18 protein-coding genes are annotated in these 17828 nt (G+C 64.3%); 10 read left to right on the top strand and 8 right to left on the bottom strand.

Annotation, left to right across the window (positions count from 1 at the left end):
- Entirely contained in the window at positions 1-1341 is a 1341-nt protein-coding gene (locus tag QK290_RS03255; RefSeq protein ID WP_282329280.1) for a branched-chain amino acid ABC transporter permease, read from the bottom strand.
- Positions 1342-1782: 441 nt separating this feature from the next.
- Between QK290_RS03255 and QK290_RS03250 the strand changes: the two genes are divergently transcribed.
- The gene (locus QK290_RS03250; RefSeq protein WP_282329279.1) at positions 1783-2682 is read left to right on the top strand and encodes a Bax inhibitor-1/YccA family protein; all 900 of its coding nucleotides are present in this window, start codon (positions 1783-1785) and stop codon (positions 2680-2682) included.
- A gap of 101 nt (positions 2683-2783) precedes the next feature.
- Here QK290_RS03250 and galK read toward each other — a convergent pair whose 3' ends face one another.
- Together galK and galT are read right to left on the bottom strand one after the other, a co-directional pair.
- Positions 2784-3926 (bottom strand): galactokinase, encoded by a 1143-nt coding sequence (galK, locus tag QK290_RS03245; protein WP_282329363.1) that lies wholly within the window; start codon positions 3924-3926, stop codon positions 2784-2786.
- Between the two features lie 83 nt (positions 3927-4009).
- Positions 4010-5182 (bottom strand): galactose-1-phosphate uridylyltransferase, encoded by a 1173-nt coding sequence (gene galT, locus QK290_RS03240; protein ID WP_282329278.1) that lies wholly within the window; start codon positions 5180-5182, stop codon positions 4010-4012.
- Between the two features lie 150 nt (positions 5183-5332).
- Between galT and QK290_RS03235 the strand changes: the two genes are divergently transcribed.
- Genes QK290_RS03235 through QK290_RS03220 form a run of 4 tightly spaced genes read left to right on the top strand, consistent with a single transcriptional unit; the run spans position 5333 to position 9558 of the window.
- Entirely contained in the window at positions 5333-6292 is a 960-nt protein-coding gene (locus tag QK290_RS03235; RefSeq protein ID WP_282329277.1) for an aldose 1-epimerase family protein, read from the top strand.
- A gap of 40 nt (positions 6293-6332) precedes the next feature.
- A complete protein-coding gene (locus QK290_RS03230) occupies positions 6333-7646 on the top strand; it encodes an AI-2E family transporter (RefSeq protein WP_282329276.1) in 1314 nt (437 codons plus the stop codon).
- A 47-nt stretch (positions 7647-7693) separates the two neighbouring features.
- Positions 7694-8932 carry a threonine ammonia-lyase gene (ilvA, locus tag QK290_RS03225; RefSeq protein ID WP_282329275.1) on the top strand — a complete coding sequence of 413 codons (1239 nt, stop codon included), beginning with the start codon at positions 7694-7696 and terminating at the stop codon, positions 8930-8932.
- A gap of 8 nt (positions 8933-8940) precedes the next feature.
- Positions 8941-9558 (top strand): rhomboid family intramembrane serine protease, encoded by a 618-nt coding sequence (locus tag QK290_RS03220; RefSeq protein ID WP_282329274.1) that lies wholly within the window; start codon positions 8941-8943, stop codon positions 9556-9558.
- Between the two features lie 56 nt (positions 9559-9614).
- On the opposite strand, the gene greA is transcribed toward QK290_RS03220, so the two are convergent.
- Positions 9615-10109: a transcription elongation factor GreA gene (greA, locus tag QK290_RS03215; RefSeq protein WP_282329273.1), complete on the bottom strand. Its 495-nt coding sequence runs from the start codon at positions 10107-10109 to the stop codon at positions 9615-9617.
- 151 nt (positions 10110-10260) lie between these two features.
- Positions 10261-10719, bottom strand: coding sequence for a DUF4307 domain-containing protein (locus QK290_RS03210; protein ID WP_282329272.1), 459 nt, complete (start codon positions 10717-10719; stop codon positions 10261-10263).
- Between the two features lie 149 nt (positions 10720-10868).
- Here QK290_RS03210 and mca point away from each other — a divergent pair, with 149 nt between their 5' ends.
- Together mca and QK290_RS03200 are read left to right on the top strand one after the other, a co-directional pair.
- A complete protein-coding gene (gene mca / locus QK290_RS03205) occupies positions 10869-11774 on the top strand; it encodes a mycothiol conjugate amidase Mca (RefSeq protein WP_282329271.1) in 906 nt (301 codons plus the stop codon).
- Positions 11775-11889: 115 nt separating this feature from the next.
- Positions 11890-12249, top strand: coding sequence for a hypothetical protein (locus QK290_RS03200; protein ID WP_282329270.1), 360 nt, complete (start codon positions 11890-11892; stop codon positions 12247-12249).
- Between the two features lie 40 nt (positions 12250-12289).
- On the opposite strand, the gene QK290_RS03195 is transcribed toward QK290_RS03200, so the two are convergent.
- A complete protein-coding gene (locus tag QK290_RS03195; protein WP_282329362.1) occupies positions 12290-12931 on the bottom strand; it encodes a hemolysin III family protein in 642 nt (213 codons plus the stop codon).
- Between the two features lie 235 nt (positions 12932-13166).
- Between QK290_RS03195 and QK290_RS03190 the strand changes: the two genes are divergently transcribed.
- Together QK290_RS03190 and QK290_RS03185 are read left to right on the top strand one after the other, a co-directional pair.
- Positions 13167-13928 (top strand): isoprenyl transferase, encoded by a 762-nt coding sequence (locus tag QK290_RS03190; protein ID WP_282329361.1) that lies wholly within the window; start codon positions 13167-13169, stop codon positions 13926-13928.
- A 243-nt stretch (positions 13929-14171) separates the two neighbouring features.
- Entirely contained in the window at positions 14172-15602 is a 1431-nt protein-coding gene (locus tag QK290_RS03185; RefSeq protein WP_282329269.1) for a PhoH family protein, read from the top strand.
- Between the two features lie 70 nt (positions 15603-15672).
- On the opposite strand, the gene QK290_RS03180 is transcribed toward QK290_RS03185, so the two are convergent.
- Together QK290_RS03180 and QK290_RS03175 are read right to left on the bottom strand one after the other, a co-directional pair.
- Positions 15673-16320, bottom strand: coding sequence for a GNAT family protein (locus tag QK290_RS03180; protein ID WP_282329268.1), 648 nt, complete (start codon positions 16318-16320; stop codon positions 15673-15675).
- Positions 16321-16390: 70 nt separating this feature from the next.
- Complete coding sequence (locus QK290_RS03175; RefSeq protein ID WP_282329267.1) at positions 16391-17185, bottom strand: hypothetical protein; 795 nt, start codon at positions 17183-17185, stop codon at positions 16391-16393.
- 59 nt (positions 17186-17244) lie between these two features.
- Here QK290_RS03175 and QK290_RS03170 point away from each other — a divergent pair, with 59 nt between their 5' ends.
- Positions 17245-17802: an A24 family peptidase gene (locus QK290_RS03170; RefSeq protein ID WP_282329266.1), complete on the top strand. Its 558-nt coding sequence runs from the start codon at positions 17245-17247 to the stop codon at positions 17800-17802.
- Positions 17803-17828: the final 26 nt, after the last annotated feature.

Raw genomic sequence — 17828 nt, 5'->3', positions numbered from 1 at the left:
CTAACCCACGCGCTCGCGACGACCCAGGATGCCCTGGGGCCGGAACAAGAGGACAACAATCATGATGAACAGTGCTCCCACGTACTTGAGGTCGGCCGCGAGGCCGAAAACGGTAGTCAGCTCCACGAAGATGCCGACGATGATGGACCCGATGAGGGCGCCAAAGACGGTGCCGAGACCGCCCAGGGTCACACCGGCGAAGATGAGCAGCAGGATCTGCGAACCCATGTCGAAGGTTACGCCCGGCCGGTAGTAGGCCCAAAGGATTCCACCGAGGGAGGCCAGCATGCCACCGGTAACCCAGACAATCCGGATGACCGAGTCGACGTCGATGCCCGAGGCAGCCGCCAAGGCGGGATTGTCAGCCACCGCGCGGGTGGCCTTGCCCAGCCGGGTTTTCAAGAGGACGATTCCGATCAGGGCAATCACGATAGCGCTGATGACGAGGGACCAGAGGTTATTGGGAGAGATCGACACCGGACCCAGTTGAATCTCGGCACTCTGGGCAAACGGCAGTTGCTGAGTGGCGCCGCCAAAGAAGAACTGGATGACGTACCGGACGGAGAGGGCGAGTCCGATGCTGACGATCATCATGGGCACCAGGCCTGTTCCGCGGCGGCGAAGCGGCTTCCAGAGTCCGGCGTCCTGGACGTAACCGAAGAGGCCGCCGCCGAGGAGCGAGAGGATCAACGCAAGCCAGAAGGGAAGGCCGATTGCGTTAAAGGCGAAGACCAGGACCGCGCCGAGGGTGACCATTTCCCCGTGGGCGAAGTTAGTCAGCCCCGTGGTTCCGAAGATCAGGGAAAGTCCCACCGAAGCCAGCGCCAACAGGAGACCAAAGCTCAACCCCGCTACGAGCCGGTTCAGGAGGTTCTGGCCGAAGTCCTGCTGCTGGACCACGATCCCCTCACCGAAGGCGAAAATCACGGAGAGGTTCGAGGTCTGGCTGAACGTGACACTGCGGGGGTTTTCCTGGCCGTCCGCAAGCTTGATGCCCTCTGGCAGGGTCGATTCGTCCAGCTCGATCTCGTAGGTGCCCTGGACAGGGACGCCGATGCTCCAGGACCCGTTGGCCGCGGATTTGGCGGTCCCTTCGAAGTCCCCGCTCCTGGCGGTTATGGTCACATCCGCGATGGGGGCGCGCGCGTCATCCCGAAGGAAGCCGCTGATGTTGTTCTGGAAGGTCGTAATCGACGGGGATGGTGTCGGAGACGGCGAAGTGGCTTGTGATGCCGGGGCGACGGCGAGCAGTATCGCCACGACAGAGGCAAAGACGGCCCCTATCACTTTCAGCAATCCGCCCGGCCGTCTGTGCGGCGAGCCTTTGGGTGTACTTCTCAAAATTAAAATCCTCCACTTGGGTGGGGTGGCCAGGGATGCGCCATTGCAACCACTGCAAACATCACAGGACGGATAGGGGTGCTTTCCGCAGACTGGGGGCCTGATTGTGATATCCGTCACCGTGTGTGGTTTATGTTACAGCTCGTCAGGGGCAAATTTTAAGCTGGGGGGAGGCCGTCGGGTAGCGATCGCATAACAACTGCGTTACAGCCATGGTGCATTGGCAAAGTGTTCGCAAAGAAACTTCTGTTGATCAGCAGTATTCCTCATGGGGTGGCCTGGCCTACGCGCTGCCCGGCGGCGCGTGCGACCGTCCACCCGGATGCATCACGGTTGCGTTTCGGCGCCATGGACGGGGAACTTATTGGGGCGTGAGCGCGTAGATATTGGTAGCGTGGTTCTTAAGTCACGACTCAACCCTTTACTTGGAGGACACCAGCAATGGCACTTGGCGGAAACCCGATCTTCAACGGAAAGAATTTCCGTGGAGCAACGCAGGCACCGCGTGTCCCGCAGGCACCCTACGGACAGGCACAGTACGGCCAGCAGCCTTATGGCCAGCGGGCTCCCGGCCAGGTCATGGATCCCCAGAACGGTTGGGGCCAGCAGCAGAACATGACCGACGAGCAGTTGCGCCAGATGTACAACCAGCCGGCCGCAGGTCCCGCAGACACCGGCCGGATGACGTACGACGATGTCATCGTCAAGACAGCGGCCTGCCTCGGAGTCCTGTTGGCAGGTGCCGCGGTGACCCTGTTCGTCAGCATGGGGCTGGCCAGCATGCTGATGATCGTCGGTGCACTGGGCGGCTTTGTCCTGGCATTGGTCAACACATTCAAGAAGCAGCCATCACCAGCCCTGATCCTGGCCTATGCCGGACTCGAAGGCCTGTTCCTCGGCGGGCTTACCCGCGTACTCGACCTGATGTACCCGGGCGTCGGGCTGCAGGCCGTCATCGGCACGCTGTCCGTGTTCACCGTGACGCTGCTCCTGTTCAAGAGCGGCAAGGTGCGCGCCTCGCCCAAGGCCATGAAGTTCTTCATGATCGCCATGGTGGGTTACGGACTGTTCTCCGTGGTCAACCTCGTGATGATGATGACGGGTATGACGACGGAACCCTTCGGCCTGCGCAGCGGCATTATTGGTGTTGTCATCGGCATCCTGGCCATCGGTCTGGCTGCGTTCTCCCTGGTGATGGACTTCACGAGCATCGAAGCCGGCGTGCAGAGCGGCGCCCCGCAGCGCTTCTCCTGGACTGCTGCCTTTGGCCTGACGGTAACCCTGGTCTGGCTCTACGTGGAGATCATCCGCGTCCTGGCGATCCTCCGCGGCGAGGACTGACAACAAACCCGGCGTTCGCCGTCGTAATTCTGTCCAATAAGAAGAGGGCCCCACCGATGCATTTCGCATCAGGCGGGCCCTCTTTTTTGCGCGTATCCGCGCTAGGAAATGCGCATGGCTCCTGCTGCAGGGGTCACCGTGAAGATGTCAGGGGCCGTGTAGCCGGCGTCCGCGAAGGCACGTACGACGGCGGCACGCACCTGGTGCTCAGATGTCAGCGGGGTGAGCGCGATCGCGGCCCCGCCGAAGCCACCGCCGGTCATCCTGGCGCCGATCGCACCGCTGGCACGGGAAGTGGACACCGCCAGATCCAGCTCCGGGCAGGAGATCTCAAAGTCGTCCCGCATGGACGCATGGCTGGCGTCCAGCAGGGCACCGATGGAACCCGGGCCCGCACTGGCCAGCAGCTTCACGGTCTGCAGCACGCGGTCGTTTTCGGTCACGATATGGCGCACCCGCCGGTAAGTGACCTCGTCCAGGAGGCCGGCGGCTTCGTCCAGGTCCTGCAGCCGGACGTCACGCAGTGCCTTGACGCCCATGACCTCGGCGCCCAGTTCGCAGGACGCGCGGCGCGAGGCGTAGCCGCTGTCGGAGTGTGAGTGGGAGACCTTGGTGTCGATGACCAGCATCACCAGCCCCGCTGGTTCTGCTTCGAAGGGAACCAGCTGAACGCTCTGGTCACGGCAATCCAGGAACACGGCATGCCCCTTGGAGCCGCGCAGCGACGCTGACTGGTCCATGATGCCGGTGGGGGCGCCAACGAAATCGTTCTCAGCGCGCTGCGTGATCAGGACCATCTCCTCCGCCGCCAGTCCCGCTCCCGTCAGGTCGTTGAGCGCCGAGATGACTGCGCATTCGATGGCGTGCGATGAGGACAGGCCGGCGCCCAGGGGAACGTTGGAATCAAGCAGCAGATCCACCCCGGGAATGGTGATGCCCCGTTGTTGCAACGCCCACATCACACCCAGTGGATACTTCGTCCAGCCCTTGGCTGAAGGCGCGGCCAAAGAGCCGAGGTCGGCGCTGATCATGCCGTGGTCACCATAAGTGGACAGGAGCCGGACCGTGGAGTCCGCACGGACTCCGACGGCCACCCGGGCGGTCTTGTCGATCGCGAACGGGAGCACAAACCCCTCGTTGTAGTCGGTGTGCTCGCCGATGAGGTTCACGCGTCCCGGTGCCTGCCAGACGCCGTCGGGCAGCCTGCCGAACTCCTGCTCGAAGCGGGCGGCCAGATCCGCCATGCCGGGCTGTGCTGTGTTCAGATTCGCCGTCCCGGGTTCCGGCGGGCTGGCCAGCTGGGCAATCAATGGGTCAGGGGAGGCGCTCACGCGTGTGCTCCTTCAGGCAGTGCCCCCAGAGGGGCGGCGGCGATCGTGTCAGGGAACGGGCTGGATTCGGGGACCACCACGGCACGGAGCCGCTCGGCGACGCTTTCCGGGGTGGTGTCGTTGATGAAGGCGCCCATAGCGGCCTCGGAGCCGGCCAGGAACTTGAGCTTGTCCGCTGCCCGGCGGGGCGACGTCAGCTGGAGGTGCAGGTAGCTTGCGGGTCGCAGGAGGTCGTCGAGGGGAGCCTGGTGCCAGGCTGATATGTAGGGTGTCGGCGTCGGATACAGCGCATCCAGCCGTTTAAGCAAGTGAAGGTAGACATGCGCCAGTTCATCCCTTTCCTCCCCGCTCAGGGTGGCCAGGTCGGGCACCTGCCGGTGCGGCACCAGGTGGATCTCCAACGGCCAGCGGGCAGCGAACGGTACGTAGGCGCTGAAGTTCTCGCCCTCCATCACCATTCGGCTCCCGTCCTCCCGTTCTGCCTGCAGCAGCGAGCCCGTGAGCGTCTGCCGCCCGTCGGACCCATCATAGAACTTGCGTGCTGCCGCTCCGATGACCCCTGCGCGGGGCGTGACGTAAGGGTACGCATAGATCTGCCCGTGCGGGTGGTGAAGCGTGACGCCGATGTCGGCCCCGCGGTTTTCGAACGGGAACACCTGCTTGATCCCCGGCAGTTTGCTGAGGGCTTCGGTGCGGTGCGCCAATGCCTCTACAACAGTCCGGGCGCGCGCCTCACTCAGGGCGCTGAAGGATCCCGTGTGCTCGGGTGTGAACGCCACTACTTCGCAGCGTCCGTAGGCGGGCCCCGTGCTGCCCCAGGCCGGGGCGGACGGCACAGGTCCCACCGCCGGACCCAGCGACGGGAAGCGGTTTTCAAACACCACAACGTCGTAGTCGGGGGCGGGGATCTCGGAGGGGTTGTTCGGCGTGGTGGGACAGATGGGGCACTGGTCGGCCGGCGGGAGATGCGTGCGGGACTGCCGATGGGCTGCGACGGCCACCCACTCGTCGCTGAGGGCATCGAACCGGACCTCGCCGGGCTGACCGCGCTCCGGCAGCGGCCGGTGATCGGTGGTGGTGGACGCTGTGCGGGGCTGGGCGGTAGCGCCGTCGTCGAAGTAGATCAGCTCCCGGCCATCGGCGAGCGTTGTGGCGGTGATACCTGTCATGGCGGGGGTCCTTTGCGTGCTGGTGCCGGCAGATGGCGGGCGTCCGTTGCCTCGATCATCCCACATTTCGCTCAAAAAAGAATAGTTTCACACAAAAGATAACATTTGCGACAATGGCAGGCTGGCCGTGCCCCTGTTACGGTGGTGCTCATGACTTCGAGTGCAACCCCGGACACGGGCATTCCCGCCGGATTCCAGACCTACGCCACCGGCCGGCAGTACGAACTCCGCCGGGGTGACGCGCTGGCCGTAGTGACCGAGCTTGCCGCCGGCCTGCGGCTGTACAGCCGCGCAGGTGTCCTGCTCACCGAGACGTATGGGGACGATGAGATTTCCCCGGGCGCGGCCGGAATCACTCTCGCCCCTTGGGCAAACAGGGTGGAGGACGGGGTCTGGTACCTCGACGGAAAGAAGCAGCAGCTGGACATCACGGAGGTTTCACGGAACAACGCAAGCCATGGACTGCTCCGCAACTCCGCCTACAGCCTGGTTGATGAATCGCAATATTCCGTGACTCTTGAGGCGACGGTCTTCCCGCAGCATGGCTACCCGTTCCTGGTCCGGCACCGGGTCCAGTACTTCCTGACTGAGGATCTTGGTCTGGAAGTCCGCCAGACGCTGGTCAACGATTCCAACGCCCCGGCGCCGTTCGTCCTGGGCGCCCACCCATACCTGCGGCTGGGCGATGCGGACGTGGACCACTTGACCCTGACCGTTGCCGCCGATACCCGCCTGGTGGCGGACGAACGCCTGATCCCGCGCAGCTCCGAACCCGTTAGCGGGGACAGTGACTTCCGCAACGGTCAACGGCTGGGGGGCCTCGAGGTCGACGTCGCCTTGACGGACATTACGTTCGACGGCGGGGCGGCCCGCCATGTGCTCAGTGCACCTGACGGCCGCAGCGTGACCTTGTGGCAGGACGAATCCTGCGGCTACGTCCACATCTTCGTGACAACCGAACTGCCTGGCAGGCTCAAGGCGGTAGCCATCGAACCCATGACGGGTCCGGCCAATGCCTTCAACTCCGGTGACGGGCTGCGCTGGCTTCCGGCCGGGGAAGCGTTCACGATGGCCTGGGGGATAGAGGCTGTACTGGGCGGGGCCGGGTAGCCGTTTCGCATAAGGGCCGGTGCTGAGGAAGTATTAGGCTATGACGCCAGACAAGGACGCCGCCCCATCCGATTCATTGCCCACAGGCACGCTGCCTGCTACGGACCGGCCGGTGGAAACTGCCGCCCCGGGCAGCCTGCGGGCGGACCGGGATCTGGAGCAGGACATTCCGTACGGCATCCGGATCGCAGCGTCGTGGGCATGGCGGCTCGGCCTCATCCTGCTGATGGCTGGCGCCCTGGTCTGGCTGTTCAGCCGGATCAGCTTCCTGATCATTCCCGTGATGGTGGCTGCACTGCTGGCCGGGCTGCTGAGCCCCGTGGTGCGCTGGCTTAGCAGGAGGCGGCTGCCAAACGGTGCCGCGGTGGCCATCACGGTGGTGGGTTTCATCGGAGTGATCGTTGGTGCCCTTGCCCTGGTAGGCCGCCAGCTGACTTCAGGTTTTGGCGAACTGTGGTCCCAGTCGTTGACGGGTGTGAAGCAGATCCAGGACTGGCTGGCCGATGGACCCCTGCACCTCACCGCCGACCAGATCGACCAGTACCTCAAAGAAGCCTCCACCGCACTCCAGGACAACAGCAGCAGCATACTCAGCGGTGCGTTGTCCTTTGGCAGCACTGCGGGCCACTTCGCCGCGGGAATGGTGCTGGCGCTGTTCATCCTGATCTTCTTCCTGCTCGAAGGCGACAGGATTTGGGCCTTCCTGGTGCGCCTCCTCCCGAAGAAGGCACGTGCGGCAACCTTCGGTGCCGGTCGCAAGGGCTGGGCCTCCATGGTCAGCTACGCACGGATCCAGATGTTTGTTGCCTTTGTTGACGCGGTAGGCATCGGCGCCGGCGCGGCCATCATCGGGGTGCCGCTTGCCCTGCCGTTGAGCGTGCTCGTGTTCATCGGCTCCTTTATCCCGGTGGTCGGTGCTCTGGTGACCGGGGCCATCGCCGTCCTCCTGGCCCTGGTGGCCAACGGTCCGGTCAATGCCCTGATCATGCTGGCTATCGTGCTGTTGGTCCAGCAGCTGGAGAGCCACATCCTCCAACCACTCGTGATGGGCAAGGCCGTGTCCCTGCATCCGGTGGCGGTGATCCTCTCCGTGGCCGCGGGTTCGTACCTTGCGGGTATCCCCGGCGCGCTGTTCTCGGTGCCCATCCTCGCCGTAGCAAACTCCGCGATTCGCTACATCGCGGCCAGAACGTGGGAACATGAACAGGTGCTGGCAATCCCCGGTGGGACAGTGACGCCAGGCCTGGACCATGATGACTTCATCAGGGATGTCCGGTTGCCGGGCGGCAGGCCCAAGCGTGGCAAGGGCGCCGCAGCCAGCACAGAAGCAGCCAATCCGGACGCCGAGGCCTGAGATGACCCAAGGCGCCGGAGTCGTAGACACCCAAGGAGCATAAGTCCGTGAACACCCTTGAAACCCTTCCCGTCACGCTGGACGATGTCCTGGAGGCGCAGAAGCTGCTCGAGGGGATTATTATGCGGACCCCGGTGGAATCGTCACGGGCTCTGGGCGGGATGGTGGGCGGCGACGTCTTCTTCAAGTGCGAAAACCTGCAGCGGGCGGGATCATTCAAGGTCCGCGGTGCGTATGTCCGCATGGCCAAGCTCTCGGCCGAGGAGAAAAAGCGGGGGGTGGTGGCGGCATCAGCCGGCAACCACGCCCAGGGTGTGGCCGTAGCAGCCAAAAGCCTGGGCATCAAAGCCCGCATCTACATGCCGCTTGGCGTAGCCCTTCCGAAACTGGCGGCCACCCGCAGCCACGGCGCAGAAGTCATCCTCCACGGCCACAACGTGGATGAGGCCCTCTCCGAGGCGCAGCGCTATGCCGACGAATCCGGCATGGTGTTTGTGCACCCCTTTGACAACGTGGATGTGGTGTCCGGTCAGGGAACCATAGGCCTGGAGATTCTCGAGCAGATCCCCAACGTGGACACCATCCTGATGGGCGTGGGCGGCGGCGGGCTGCTGGCCGGAGTCGCTGTAGCCGTCAAGGCCCGGGCCAGGGAACTTGGCCGGGAAATCCGCATCATCGGTGTCCAGGCCGAAAACGCTGCGGCTTATCCGCCGTCACTCGCCGCCGACGCACTGGTTCCGCTGAAGAAAGTGTCCACCATGGCTGACGGTATCGCCGTGGGTCGGCCGGGACAGCTGCCCTTCAGCATCATCCGTGAGCTCGTGGATGATGTAGTCACGGTCAGCGAGGATTCGCTGGCGCGGGCCCTGATCTTCCTGCTGGAACGGGCCAAGATGGTGGTGGAACCCGCCGGGGCGGTGGGGGTTGCCGCCTTGATGGATGGCAAAATCGAAAACCCCGGGACTACGGCCGTGATCCTGTCCGGCGGCAACATCGATCCGATGCTGATGCTTAAAGTCATCCAGCGGGGCCTGTCCGCCGCCGGGCGCTACATGACAGTTCGGATGATGCTGGATGACCGGCCGGGCTCGCTGGCCACCATCGCCCGCATCATCGCCGAAAACGATGCGAACGTCACGGGCCTGGACCATACCCGTGTTGGCGGCTCCATCAGCATGGGCGACGTTTCCATCACCGTGAACCTCGAAACCAAGGGCCACGAACATTGTGAGCAGGTCCTCGGCGCCCTCCGTGCCGAGGGCTTCCAGCCCATTGTGGTGCATTAGGAGCAGCCATGTTTGACGCGATGGGGGACGGAAAGCCGCGGAACCGGGAAACCACAGCCTCACGGGCGAAGGGTGGACTGTTGGTGGCCGGCGGCTTTGTGGCCCTGCTTTTTGTCATCGAACTGTTCAACATGCTGACCCTGCACGCCCTGAACCGGACCTTCGGGCTCCGGCCGCGGTCCGCTGACGGGTTGCTGGACATCCTGACGTTCCCGCTGCTGCACGCCAATCTGAACCATCTGCTGTCCAATGCCCTGCCTCTGATCGTCTTCGGCTTCCTGGTGTTCCTGTCCGGCGTGCGGGTGTTCCTGACGGCCCTCGGATTCAGCTGGCTGGGCTCCGGGCTGACGGTGTGGCTGATTGGCGACGGCGGCATCACAGTTGGCGCCTCCGGCCTGGTTTTCGGGTTGTTCGCCTTTCTCCTGGTGCGGGGTTTCTTCAACCACAGCTGGCGGCAGATCCTGCTCGCCGTGGTGCTGTTCATGGTTTACGGCGGCATCCTGCTGGGTGTGTTGCCGATCATGGGCAGCTACATCTCCTGGCAGGCGCATCTCGGCGGGGCGGCAGGCGGAGTTGTAGCTGCCCTGTTGCTGCGCCCCAAGCACGCAAAAACGCCGGTCTCCTGACGGAGACCGGCGTTTGGCCAGGCGTGCAAGGCCTGAGGCGCGTTCAGCGTGACGCGTTAGCCTGTATACGGCTTGGCGGAGATGATTTCCACCGCGATGTCCTTGCCGTTCGGCGCAGTGTAGCTGAGCTTCGCACCCTCTTTGTGGCCGACGATTGCGGCGCCGAGGGGTGACTTCTCGCTGAACACGTCCAGATCGGAATCGCCGGCGATTTCGCGGGACCCAAGCAGGAATGTCTCTTCGTCGCCGGCGATCAGGGCAACGACGAGCATGCCGGGCTCGACGATGCCGTCGTCAGCCGGGGACTCGCCTACGTGGGCATCTCGCAGGAGTGCGGTCAGCTGGCGGATCCGGGCTTCGATCTTGCCCTGCTCTTCCTTGGCCGCATGGTAGCCGCCGTTTTCCTTCAGGTCGCCCTCTTGCCGGGCAGCTTCAATCTTCTGGACAATCTCCGCACGGCCAGGGCCGGAAAGGTGGTCCAGCTCTGCCTTCAGGCGGTCAAAAGCTTCCTGGGTGAGCCAGGCTGCAGGCGCGCTGTTGGTGGTAGACACGGACTTCTCCTAATGGTCATACATGCAAAAGACCCCGCAACGGTGGCCACTTGTGGAACTCAGCAACCAGCTCAGCGGGGTAAAGGTATTGACCCATTGTAGTCAATACTCTGGACATACCCAACCGGGATATTGCGCAGATCACATGGTGCTACGTCCCGGCGCGCGGAATCCAGCAGTCGTCCACGACGCCGGAAACGGACAAGGACTCCGTCCGAAGGGCCACGCGCTGCGAAACTGTCCTTCCGCCGTCGGCCGTTCCATTAGCTGCTCCCGGCGGGATGTCCACGACTTTCCAACCCACCACGGCGAACTTGGAGTCGAGGGCCTTCACAGCGCACTTGACGGCCGTTCCCGGGTCCCTGGTCACCTGGAAATCAACCTCTGCCGCAGTGGCGTCAATGGTGCTGAAACCGACGTCTTTGAACGTCACGTCCGCGACAGCGTTCGACGTGGAGACCCAGGCCATAAACCCAACTCCGGCCGCCAGCGCCGCTACGGCGATGCCACGTTTGACCGCTGGCCGGAGGGACGGCTTTTTACTGCCATAACGATTGGCTAGGCTAGTGTCTGCAGGCGGGGACACAGCGGGCTGATCCTGGGTAGTCACCAGTCCAGTTTAGTTCGGTTCCGGCCCATGGCTGTCCGTGGCGGATCCGCACCCCTCTACCGCGCAGCTATTCCGCCTGTCCCGTTATGCAATCCCGTCAGTCCAGTGGCCGTCACAGCAGCCGCAGAAGAATAAGGAGCCGTCCTTCGATGACAGCGTCCACGCATACCCCGGCACCGCTTAGGCTGCTAGCCGTTCATGCGCACCCGGACGACGAGTCCAGCAAGGGCGCGGCCACCATGGCCATGTACGCCGCCGCCGGGGTGGAAGTCATGGTGGCCACCTGCACCGACGGATCCCGCGGCGATATCCAAAACCCTGCCGTGGAGGGTGAGCCGCATCCCAAGCGGGACATGGCAGGGGCGCGCCGGCTGGAGATGGACCAGGCGGCCAGGGTACTTGGCATCGAACAGCGTTGGCTCGGATTCACGGATTCCGGGCTGCCGGAGGGCGACCCCCTGCCGCCGCTGCCCGCAGGATCCTTTGCCGTCCAGCCGCTGGCGCGCGCTGCGGCGCCGCTGGTGCGCCTGGTCCGGGACTTCAAGCCGCAGGTGATCGTCAGCTATGACGAAAACGGAGGATACCCGCACCCGGACCACATCATGGCGCACCGGGTGGCAGTGGAGGCGTTTGCGGCTGCCGGTGACCCGAACAGGTATCCGGACGCCGGTGCCGCCTGGGAACCAAGCAAGCTCTACTACGACAGGGCCTTCAGCCCGGACCGGTTCCGCGCATTGCATTTTGCCCTGGAGGAAGCGGGCCTGCAGTCCCCGTACGCCCAGCGGCTTGCCGCCTGGCTGGAAACGGACGCGGAGGGCCACACGCCGCCGCAGGGTGCCCATGCCACCACCACGCAGATCGACTGCGGCGACTTTTTTGAGGCCCGCGACGACGCCCTCCGCGCCCACCGCACGCAGGTGGATCCGCTGGGGTTCTTCTTTGCCGTCTCGGCCGAGATGCAGCGCCGCGTGTGGCCGTGGGAAGACTACTCCCTGATCGAGTCCAGGGTCCCCGCAGTATTGCCCGAAAAGGACCTTTTCGCCGGGCTAAGATAGAAACGGCAGTCAATTCTATGTCGTGTAGAAAAGCAGAGGGCTGGTCCGGGTCCCGCGGACCCGTCTCCGGAATCACCGGCTGGCTGCCCATCAGTTTCCACAGAAGGTTTGAACCGTGCATCACTTGCTCCTCGCCCTGACCACCACGCCCTCACCGCTGCCGACGCCCGGCCTGCGTGAAGGCATCTCCGAGGATCAGATCACCCCGGGCCTGTGGGGCTTCATCATGACGGCCTTCTTTGTGCTGGCTACCACGCTGCTGATTGTGGACATGGTCCGCCGCATCCGCCGCGTCCGCTACCGCGCGCAGGTGGAAGAAGAGCGTCAGGCAGCGGCAGTGGCCGCGGACATTGAGGCTGCGGACGGCCACGACGGCCTCGGTGTTGCCGACGACACGGATGCGTCCGGCGACAAGGCAGGCCTCGAAGACAACGGTCACGGCCAGGCCGCCGACCGGCCCCAGCCCCGCGACTGAAGCGGGCCGGACCCCCGCGTTCCTACCGGCCCTTTACAGTTCAGCTGAGGACTGCGATGGCGATCGCCGTAAAATGTGCCGCGAATGCCAGGACTGTCAGTGCGTGGAAGAGTTCGTGGAAGCCGAAGTGCTCGTAGCTGAAGTTGGGCTTCTTGAGCGCATAGAACACTGCGCCGGTGATGTATAGGATTCCGCCCACACAGATCAGAATGGCCGCCGGGACGCTGGCCGCGAAGAATTCGGGCAGGTAGAACAGCGACCCGCAGCCAAGCGCAATGTAGATCGGCACGTACAGCCAGCGCGGGGCGTCCGTCCACAGCAGCCTGAACAGCACACCGAGGATGGCCCCGGCCCAGATGACCCAGAGCAGCAGGACTGCCTTGGGTTGCTCCAGGAGCGACCAGGCCAAGGGCGTGTAGCTGCCGGCGATGACCAGCATGATGTTGGTGTGGTCCAAGCGCTTGAGCACAATCTTCACCCCGGGGGACCAGTTGCCGCGGTGGTAGATGGCACTGATGCCAAATAGCAGGACGCCTGTGAAGGCATAGATTGCCGAGGTGATCTTGCGGTCCGTAGTCGGGGCAAGGACCACCAGGACGATCCCCGCGGCCAGGGCCAGTGGCGCCGTGACGCTGTGGATCCAACCTCGCCACTTGGGCTTGATCATCAGGAGTTCGGCCAGCCGGACGGCGGCGTCGTCCAGTGCGCTGTTGCCGTGGTCCGCGGAGGGCGAGCGGGAGCCGTCAGGAGTCTGGCTGTTCATGGGTTCAGAATATCCTCTCTGTCCGTAAGTTACTCATGGGTAACGATCGTGACGGGTCATCCGGGCACGTCCCGGCGCACCCGGCCCGGTCCCGGACGGTAGCCTAGGACGTGCAATGCCGTCGAACAGCAACGGAAGTCAGGTGAGTCTCCTCGTGGAATTTCGCGGGTTCCTTTATGGCTTCTACGAAAGGCGGCTGCTCAGCGAGCTTGCCGGCGGCCGCATTCCCAATCACATCGGCGTCATGGTGGACGGCAACCGCCGATGGGCCAAGCAGTTCAATGCGCCCACCAGCCAGGGCCACCAGGCCGGCGCGGACAAGATCCATGAATTCCTGGGCTGGTGCCAGGAACTCGGGGTCAAGGTGGTCACGCTGTACATGCTGTCCACGGACAACATGAGCCGGTCCAGCGAGGAGCTGGATCTTCTGATGGGCATCATCGCCAACACTCTGGACCGTCTGGACGAGGACGCCAACATCTCGGTCCACGCCATGGGCGCCCCCGAGCTCCTGCCCGACTACCTGGCTGAACGGCTCAACAAGCTCACAGCGCGCACGCCGGTTCGCGAAAAGATCCATGTCAACGTTGCGGTGGGCTACGGCGGACGCCGCGAGATCGTCGATGCCGTGCGGGAGCTGCTTCACGATGCCGTCGCCAAAGGCACAGACATTTCGGTGCTCGCTGACTCGCTGTCCGTCGACGATATTTCCCGCTTCCTCTATACGCGCGGCCAGCCGGATCCGGACCTGGTCATCAGGACGTCGGGGGAGCAGCGGCTGTCAGGGTTCCTGATGTGGCAAAGCGCCTACAGCGAGTTCTACTTCTGCGAGGCGTTGTGGCCCGCTTTCCGAAAAGTGGATTTCCTACGCGCCCTCCGGGACTATGCAGGCCGGCAGCGGCGCTTCGGTACCTGATCTGTCAGCGACGTTCACGCGGAATTCACACAGCCGCAACAGGAATCGCCGACGGATGGCACCGGAAATTACTGGGCGGGGATTTACGTTGTATCCATCAGCAGGCAAAAACGCCGGCTGATCGGGGAGGCCAGTACATGGAGCGAAATTTCGCACCGGTTGTATGGGAGGCCGGACCCGGCCTCCAGGCCGAGCCGCCTCACCAATAACAATTCCGGGCGCGTGTCCGGGGCTGGAGTCGATGTGGCTATTTCTGAACAACTGCCCGAGGCCGTTTTTGACCAGGGACAGAAAGCTACCTCTCGCACCACGCGAGCCACCTCACAAGCCGGTGCAGCAGACGAAAATTCTGCGGCCGGTTTTGCTGTCTCCGGAAGGGACGCCACCATTAGCACCTTCGTCATTGACACCTCCGTCCTACTCTCGGATCCACGGGCGCTGCTCCGCTTCGCCGAGCACGAAGTCATTGTTCCGATCGTTGTCATCACGGAACTTGAGGGGAAACGGCACGACCCCGAGCTGGGCTACTTTGCCCGCACAGCGCTCCGGCTGCTCGATGACCTCCGGGTGAAACACGGTGGCCTGAGCCGGCCAATCCCCATCGGCGACCAGGGCGGCACCCTGCTGGTGGAGCTGAACCACATTTCCGCCGACGTGCTTCCGTTGGGTTTCCGCAGTGGCGACAACGACAGCCGGATCCTCGCCGTGGCCAAGAACCTGGCCAATGAAGGCCGGAACGTCACGGTGGTTTCGAAGGATCTCCCCATGCGGGTCAAGGCCTCCGCTATGGGACTCACAGCCGACGAATACCGCAACGAGCTCGTGAAGGATTCGGGCTGGACCGGCGTTGCCGAGGTGGAAGCCAGCGAGGAAGAAATTTCCGCCCTGTACGGCCACGAGCCTGTCTTCATCCCCGCAGCCGCGGAAATGCCGGTCAACACCGGGCTGGTGATCCTCTCCAACCGGGGCTCAGCCCTGGGCCGGGTGGGCGCCGACAAACAGGTGCGGCTGGTCAAGGGGGACCGGGACGTCTTCGGGCTCCACGGACGCTCCGCGGAGCAGCGCTTGGCCATCGACATGCTGATGGACCCCGCCGTCGGAATCGTTTCGGTCGGCGGGCGGGCCGGCACCGGCAAATCCGCGCTGGCCCTGTGTGCCGGCCTGGAAGCGGTGCTGGAACGCCGCGAGCACCGCAAGGTGATCGTGTTCCGCCCCCTTTACGCCGTAGGTGGCCAGGAACTCGGCTACCTGCCCGGCTCTGAGTCCGAAAAGATGAACCCCTGGGCACAGGCGGTCTTTGACACACTCGGTGCCCTGGTCAGCCAGGAAGTCGTGGAAGAAGTCATGGACCGCGGCATGCTGGAGGTTATGCCGCTGACGCACATCCGCGGACGCTCCCTGCACGACGCGTTCGTGATCGTCGACGAGGCCCAGTCACTTGAGAAGAACGTCCTCCTCACCGTGATGAGCCGAATCGGCCAGAACTCCAAGATCGTCCTCACCCACGACGTCGCCCAGCGTGACAACCTGCGCGTCGGCCGGCACGACGGTATTGCCGCAGTCGTCGAAACACTGAAAGGACACCCTCTCTTCGGCCACATCACCCTGACGCGCTCCGAACGCTCCCCGATCGCAGCCCTGGTAACAGAACTGCTGGAGGGCGCCGAAATCTAGCCTTACGATCCGGTAGCAAGGGCCGTGGTTCCGCTCGTCGGGCCACGGCCCCTGTCCGTCGGAAGTGCCCTCAGCGAGCCCCGAGGAACTTGGCTGCTGCTTCGTGGCCCTTCACTTGCAGGGTCCAGTCGGGGCGTTTGAAGGTTGCGGGGGTGAGGCGCATCTTTTGGACTTCTACGGCCTTGCCGCCCCAGGACTGCCTGTTGGTGCCGTTGAGTTCGTAGCCGAGGGAGCGGGACACACCCAGGGAGGCGGCGTTCCAGGCTGCGGCTTCGGATTCGGCGACTTCGGCGCCGAGCCAGTCGAACGCGTAGAGCGCGACGGCGGCCCGCATCTCAGTTCCGAGTCCCTGGCCGTGGAGGGACTGCTTGAGCCATGAGCCGGTGCTGACGGTCTTGAGGGTGGCGAAGTCCTTGGCGCCGATGTCCTGGCAGCCGATGAATTCGTTCCGGTACCAGATGCCCAGGAGCACGGTCCAGTCCTCGGGCGTGGCCTGGCCGCGGCAGCGCCAGTACCACTGCGCCATGTTGTGCCCCAGAGTTTCCGCCGGCAGTTCTGTCCACGGCGTGCTGAAGGGGTTCCGGCCGGGTTCGTGGACCCCGCTCGCGGCCGCTGCAACCGCGGCAGGAATGTCGGCGTCGGCAATGGGTCGCAGCACTAGGCGGGGTGTGGTCAGCTCGAGGCCGAAGAGGGGGCAGATGGCAGTCAGTGCGGTCATGAGGGAAGCCTAGCCCAGGGCGGGCCACGGGCTTGTCAACCGCCGGTGATGGCCTGAGAGGGAGCTACGATCAGGTGCGGATGTCCCAGCTGATGTGGCGGCGGACGTCCGTGAGGTTCATGGACTCGGCCACAAACAGGTCGTCCAGCATGTATTCATCCACGGCGAGGATCCGGATCCAGTGCCCATAATTCGGGGTTGCCGCGTCCAGTGACTGACTGGCCACGCAGACTCCTGTCTCCAGATCGATCCGCACGCGGTTGCTGCCGGGCAGGCAGAGCGAAGCGGCAGGATCCATTGGATGGTAGGACGCGGTGGGTGTCACGGTTGCCTCCAGCGCCGGCCGGCCATCGTGATCCACGCGGCGAACGGCGTCGACCTCTATGGCGTTGGTGCCCGGGAACTCGATCGGGACCGGGGCACTGCCGGCCAATTCCACGGGATCAAGGGCAGCCGAGAAACGGCCGTTCCCGAAGCCCGGTTCGCCGTATGCTGCCTCCGGCCGGCGCCTGACCAGGCCGCCGTCGTCGTAAACGGGCGCCACGAGGTGGGGCGGCAGCAGCCAGGACTTCCGGGTGGCGCTGACGTACAACCCGTCCTTGGAATCGTTGATTCCGGTGGTGCTGTGGAGGACAACCCGATCAGCGGTTTCCAGACGAAGCGCACCGGGTCGGCGGAGCCAGGCGCGGACCAGCGGTGCGGACGGGTCTGGGACGCCGGAAAACGGTTCATCCCAGTATTCAAAGCGCAGTGACTGCCACTTCCAGGGGGAAGACCGGCAAAGGTTCCGGAACATGGTGCTCAGGTCCGCAGCGTCCGCGCTGCCCTCCGGATCCGGCCGGCGCCTGGTGTCCCATGTCGACATATCCACAGTTTACGCGTGGGTTCTGCGGTGCGGCGCACCAATCCAGTAGCATCCGAGGGGTGATCCGACGACTCGATGGACTGTGGGACGCCACCCCGCTGGCGTTCTGGCTGGTGCTGGCCGCTTGTGCCTACTTTTGTGTCATGGCAGTCCGCCTGACGGTTATTGACGTGCGCCACCACCTGCTGCCCAACCGGATTGTCTTCCCCTCGTACGGCGTGGCCGGGGTCCTGTTGCTCGCGGCTGCCTTGGTGCACGGGATTGCGGGCCCGGCCGCGATGCTGGGGTCACCTGACGGTGCTGCCGAGCTCCTGGGTATCCCGGCGCTGCGCATCCTGGCCGGCGGGGTGGTTTTGTGGGCGTTCTATTTTGTCCTGCGGATGGTTTACCCGCCCGGCATGGGCTTTGGCGACGTGAAACTGGCCGGCGTCCTGGGAATGTATCTTGGCTATCTTGGCTGGGGGCACGTCTTTGCTGGGACGTTCGCAGCTTTCCTGCTGGGGGGCCTCTGGTCTATGGCCCTGCTGGCGGCCCGCCGCGGCACCTTGAAATCTTCGATCCCGTTTGGCCCGTTCATGCTCGCCGGTGCCGCCGCGGCCATGCTGCTGCCGGCCTGACGCGGTCCGGGATGCCCATTTCGAGC

Origin of the sequence: Pseudarthrobacter sp. AL07 (assembly GCF_029960665.1) — a bacterium.
Lineage (GTDB): Bacteria > Actinomycetota > Actinomycetes > Actinomycetales > Micrococcaceae > Arthrobacter.
This window is presented reverse-complemented; position numbering and strand designations above follow the sequence as displayed.

Bases quoted from the DNA above. Each gene is read 5' to 3' on its own strand.
- QK290_RS03180 (WP_282329268.1), bottom strand. From the start codon at position 16,320: ATGACCGCACTGACTGCCATCTGCCCCCTCTTCGGCCTCGAGCTGACC.
- QK290_RS03250 (WP_282329279.1), top strand. From the start codon at position 1,783: ATGGCACTTGGCGGAAACCCGATCTTCAACGGAAAGAATTTCCGTGGA.
- QK290_RS03230 (WP_282329276.1), top strand. From the start codon at position 6,333: ATGACGCCAGACAAGGACGCCGCCCCATCCGATTCATTGCCCACAGGC.
- QK290_RS03235 (WP_282329277.1), top strand. From the start codon at position 5,333: ATGACTTCGAGTGCAACCCCGGACACGGGCATTCCCGCCGGATTCCAG.
- QK290_RS03220 (WP_282329274.1), top strand. From the start codon at position 8,941: ATGTTTGACGCGATGGGGGACGGAAAGCCGCGGAACCGGGAAACCACA.
- QK290_RS03175 (WP_282329267.1), bottom strand. From the start codon at position 17,185: ATGTCGACATGGGACACCAGGCGCCGGCCGGATCCGGAGGGCAGCGCG.
- mca (WP_282329271.1), top strand. From the start codon at position 10,869: ATGACAGCGTCCACGCATACCCCGGCACCGCTTAGGCTGCTAGCCGTT.
- galK (WP_282329363.1), bottom strand. From the start codon at position 3,926: ATGGCGGATCTGGCCGCCCGCTTCGAGCAGGAGTTCGGCAGGCTGCCC.
- galT (WP_282329278.1), bottom strand. From the start codon at position 5,182: ATGACAGGTATCACCGCCACAACGCTCGCCGATGGCCGGGAGCTGATC.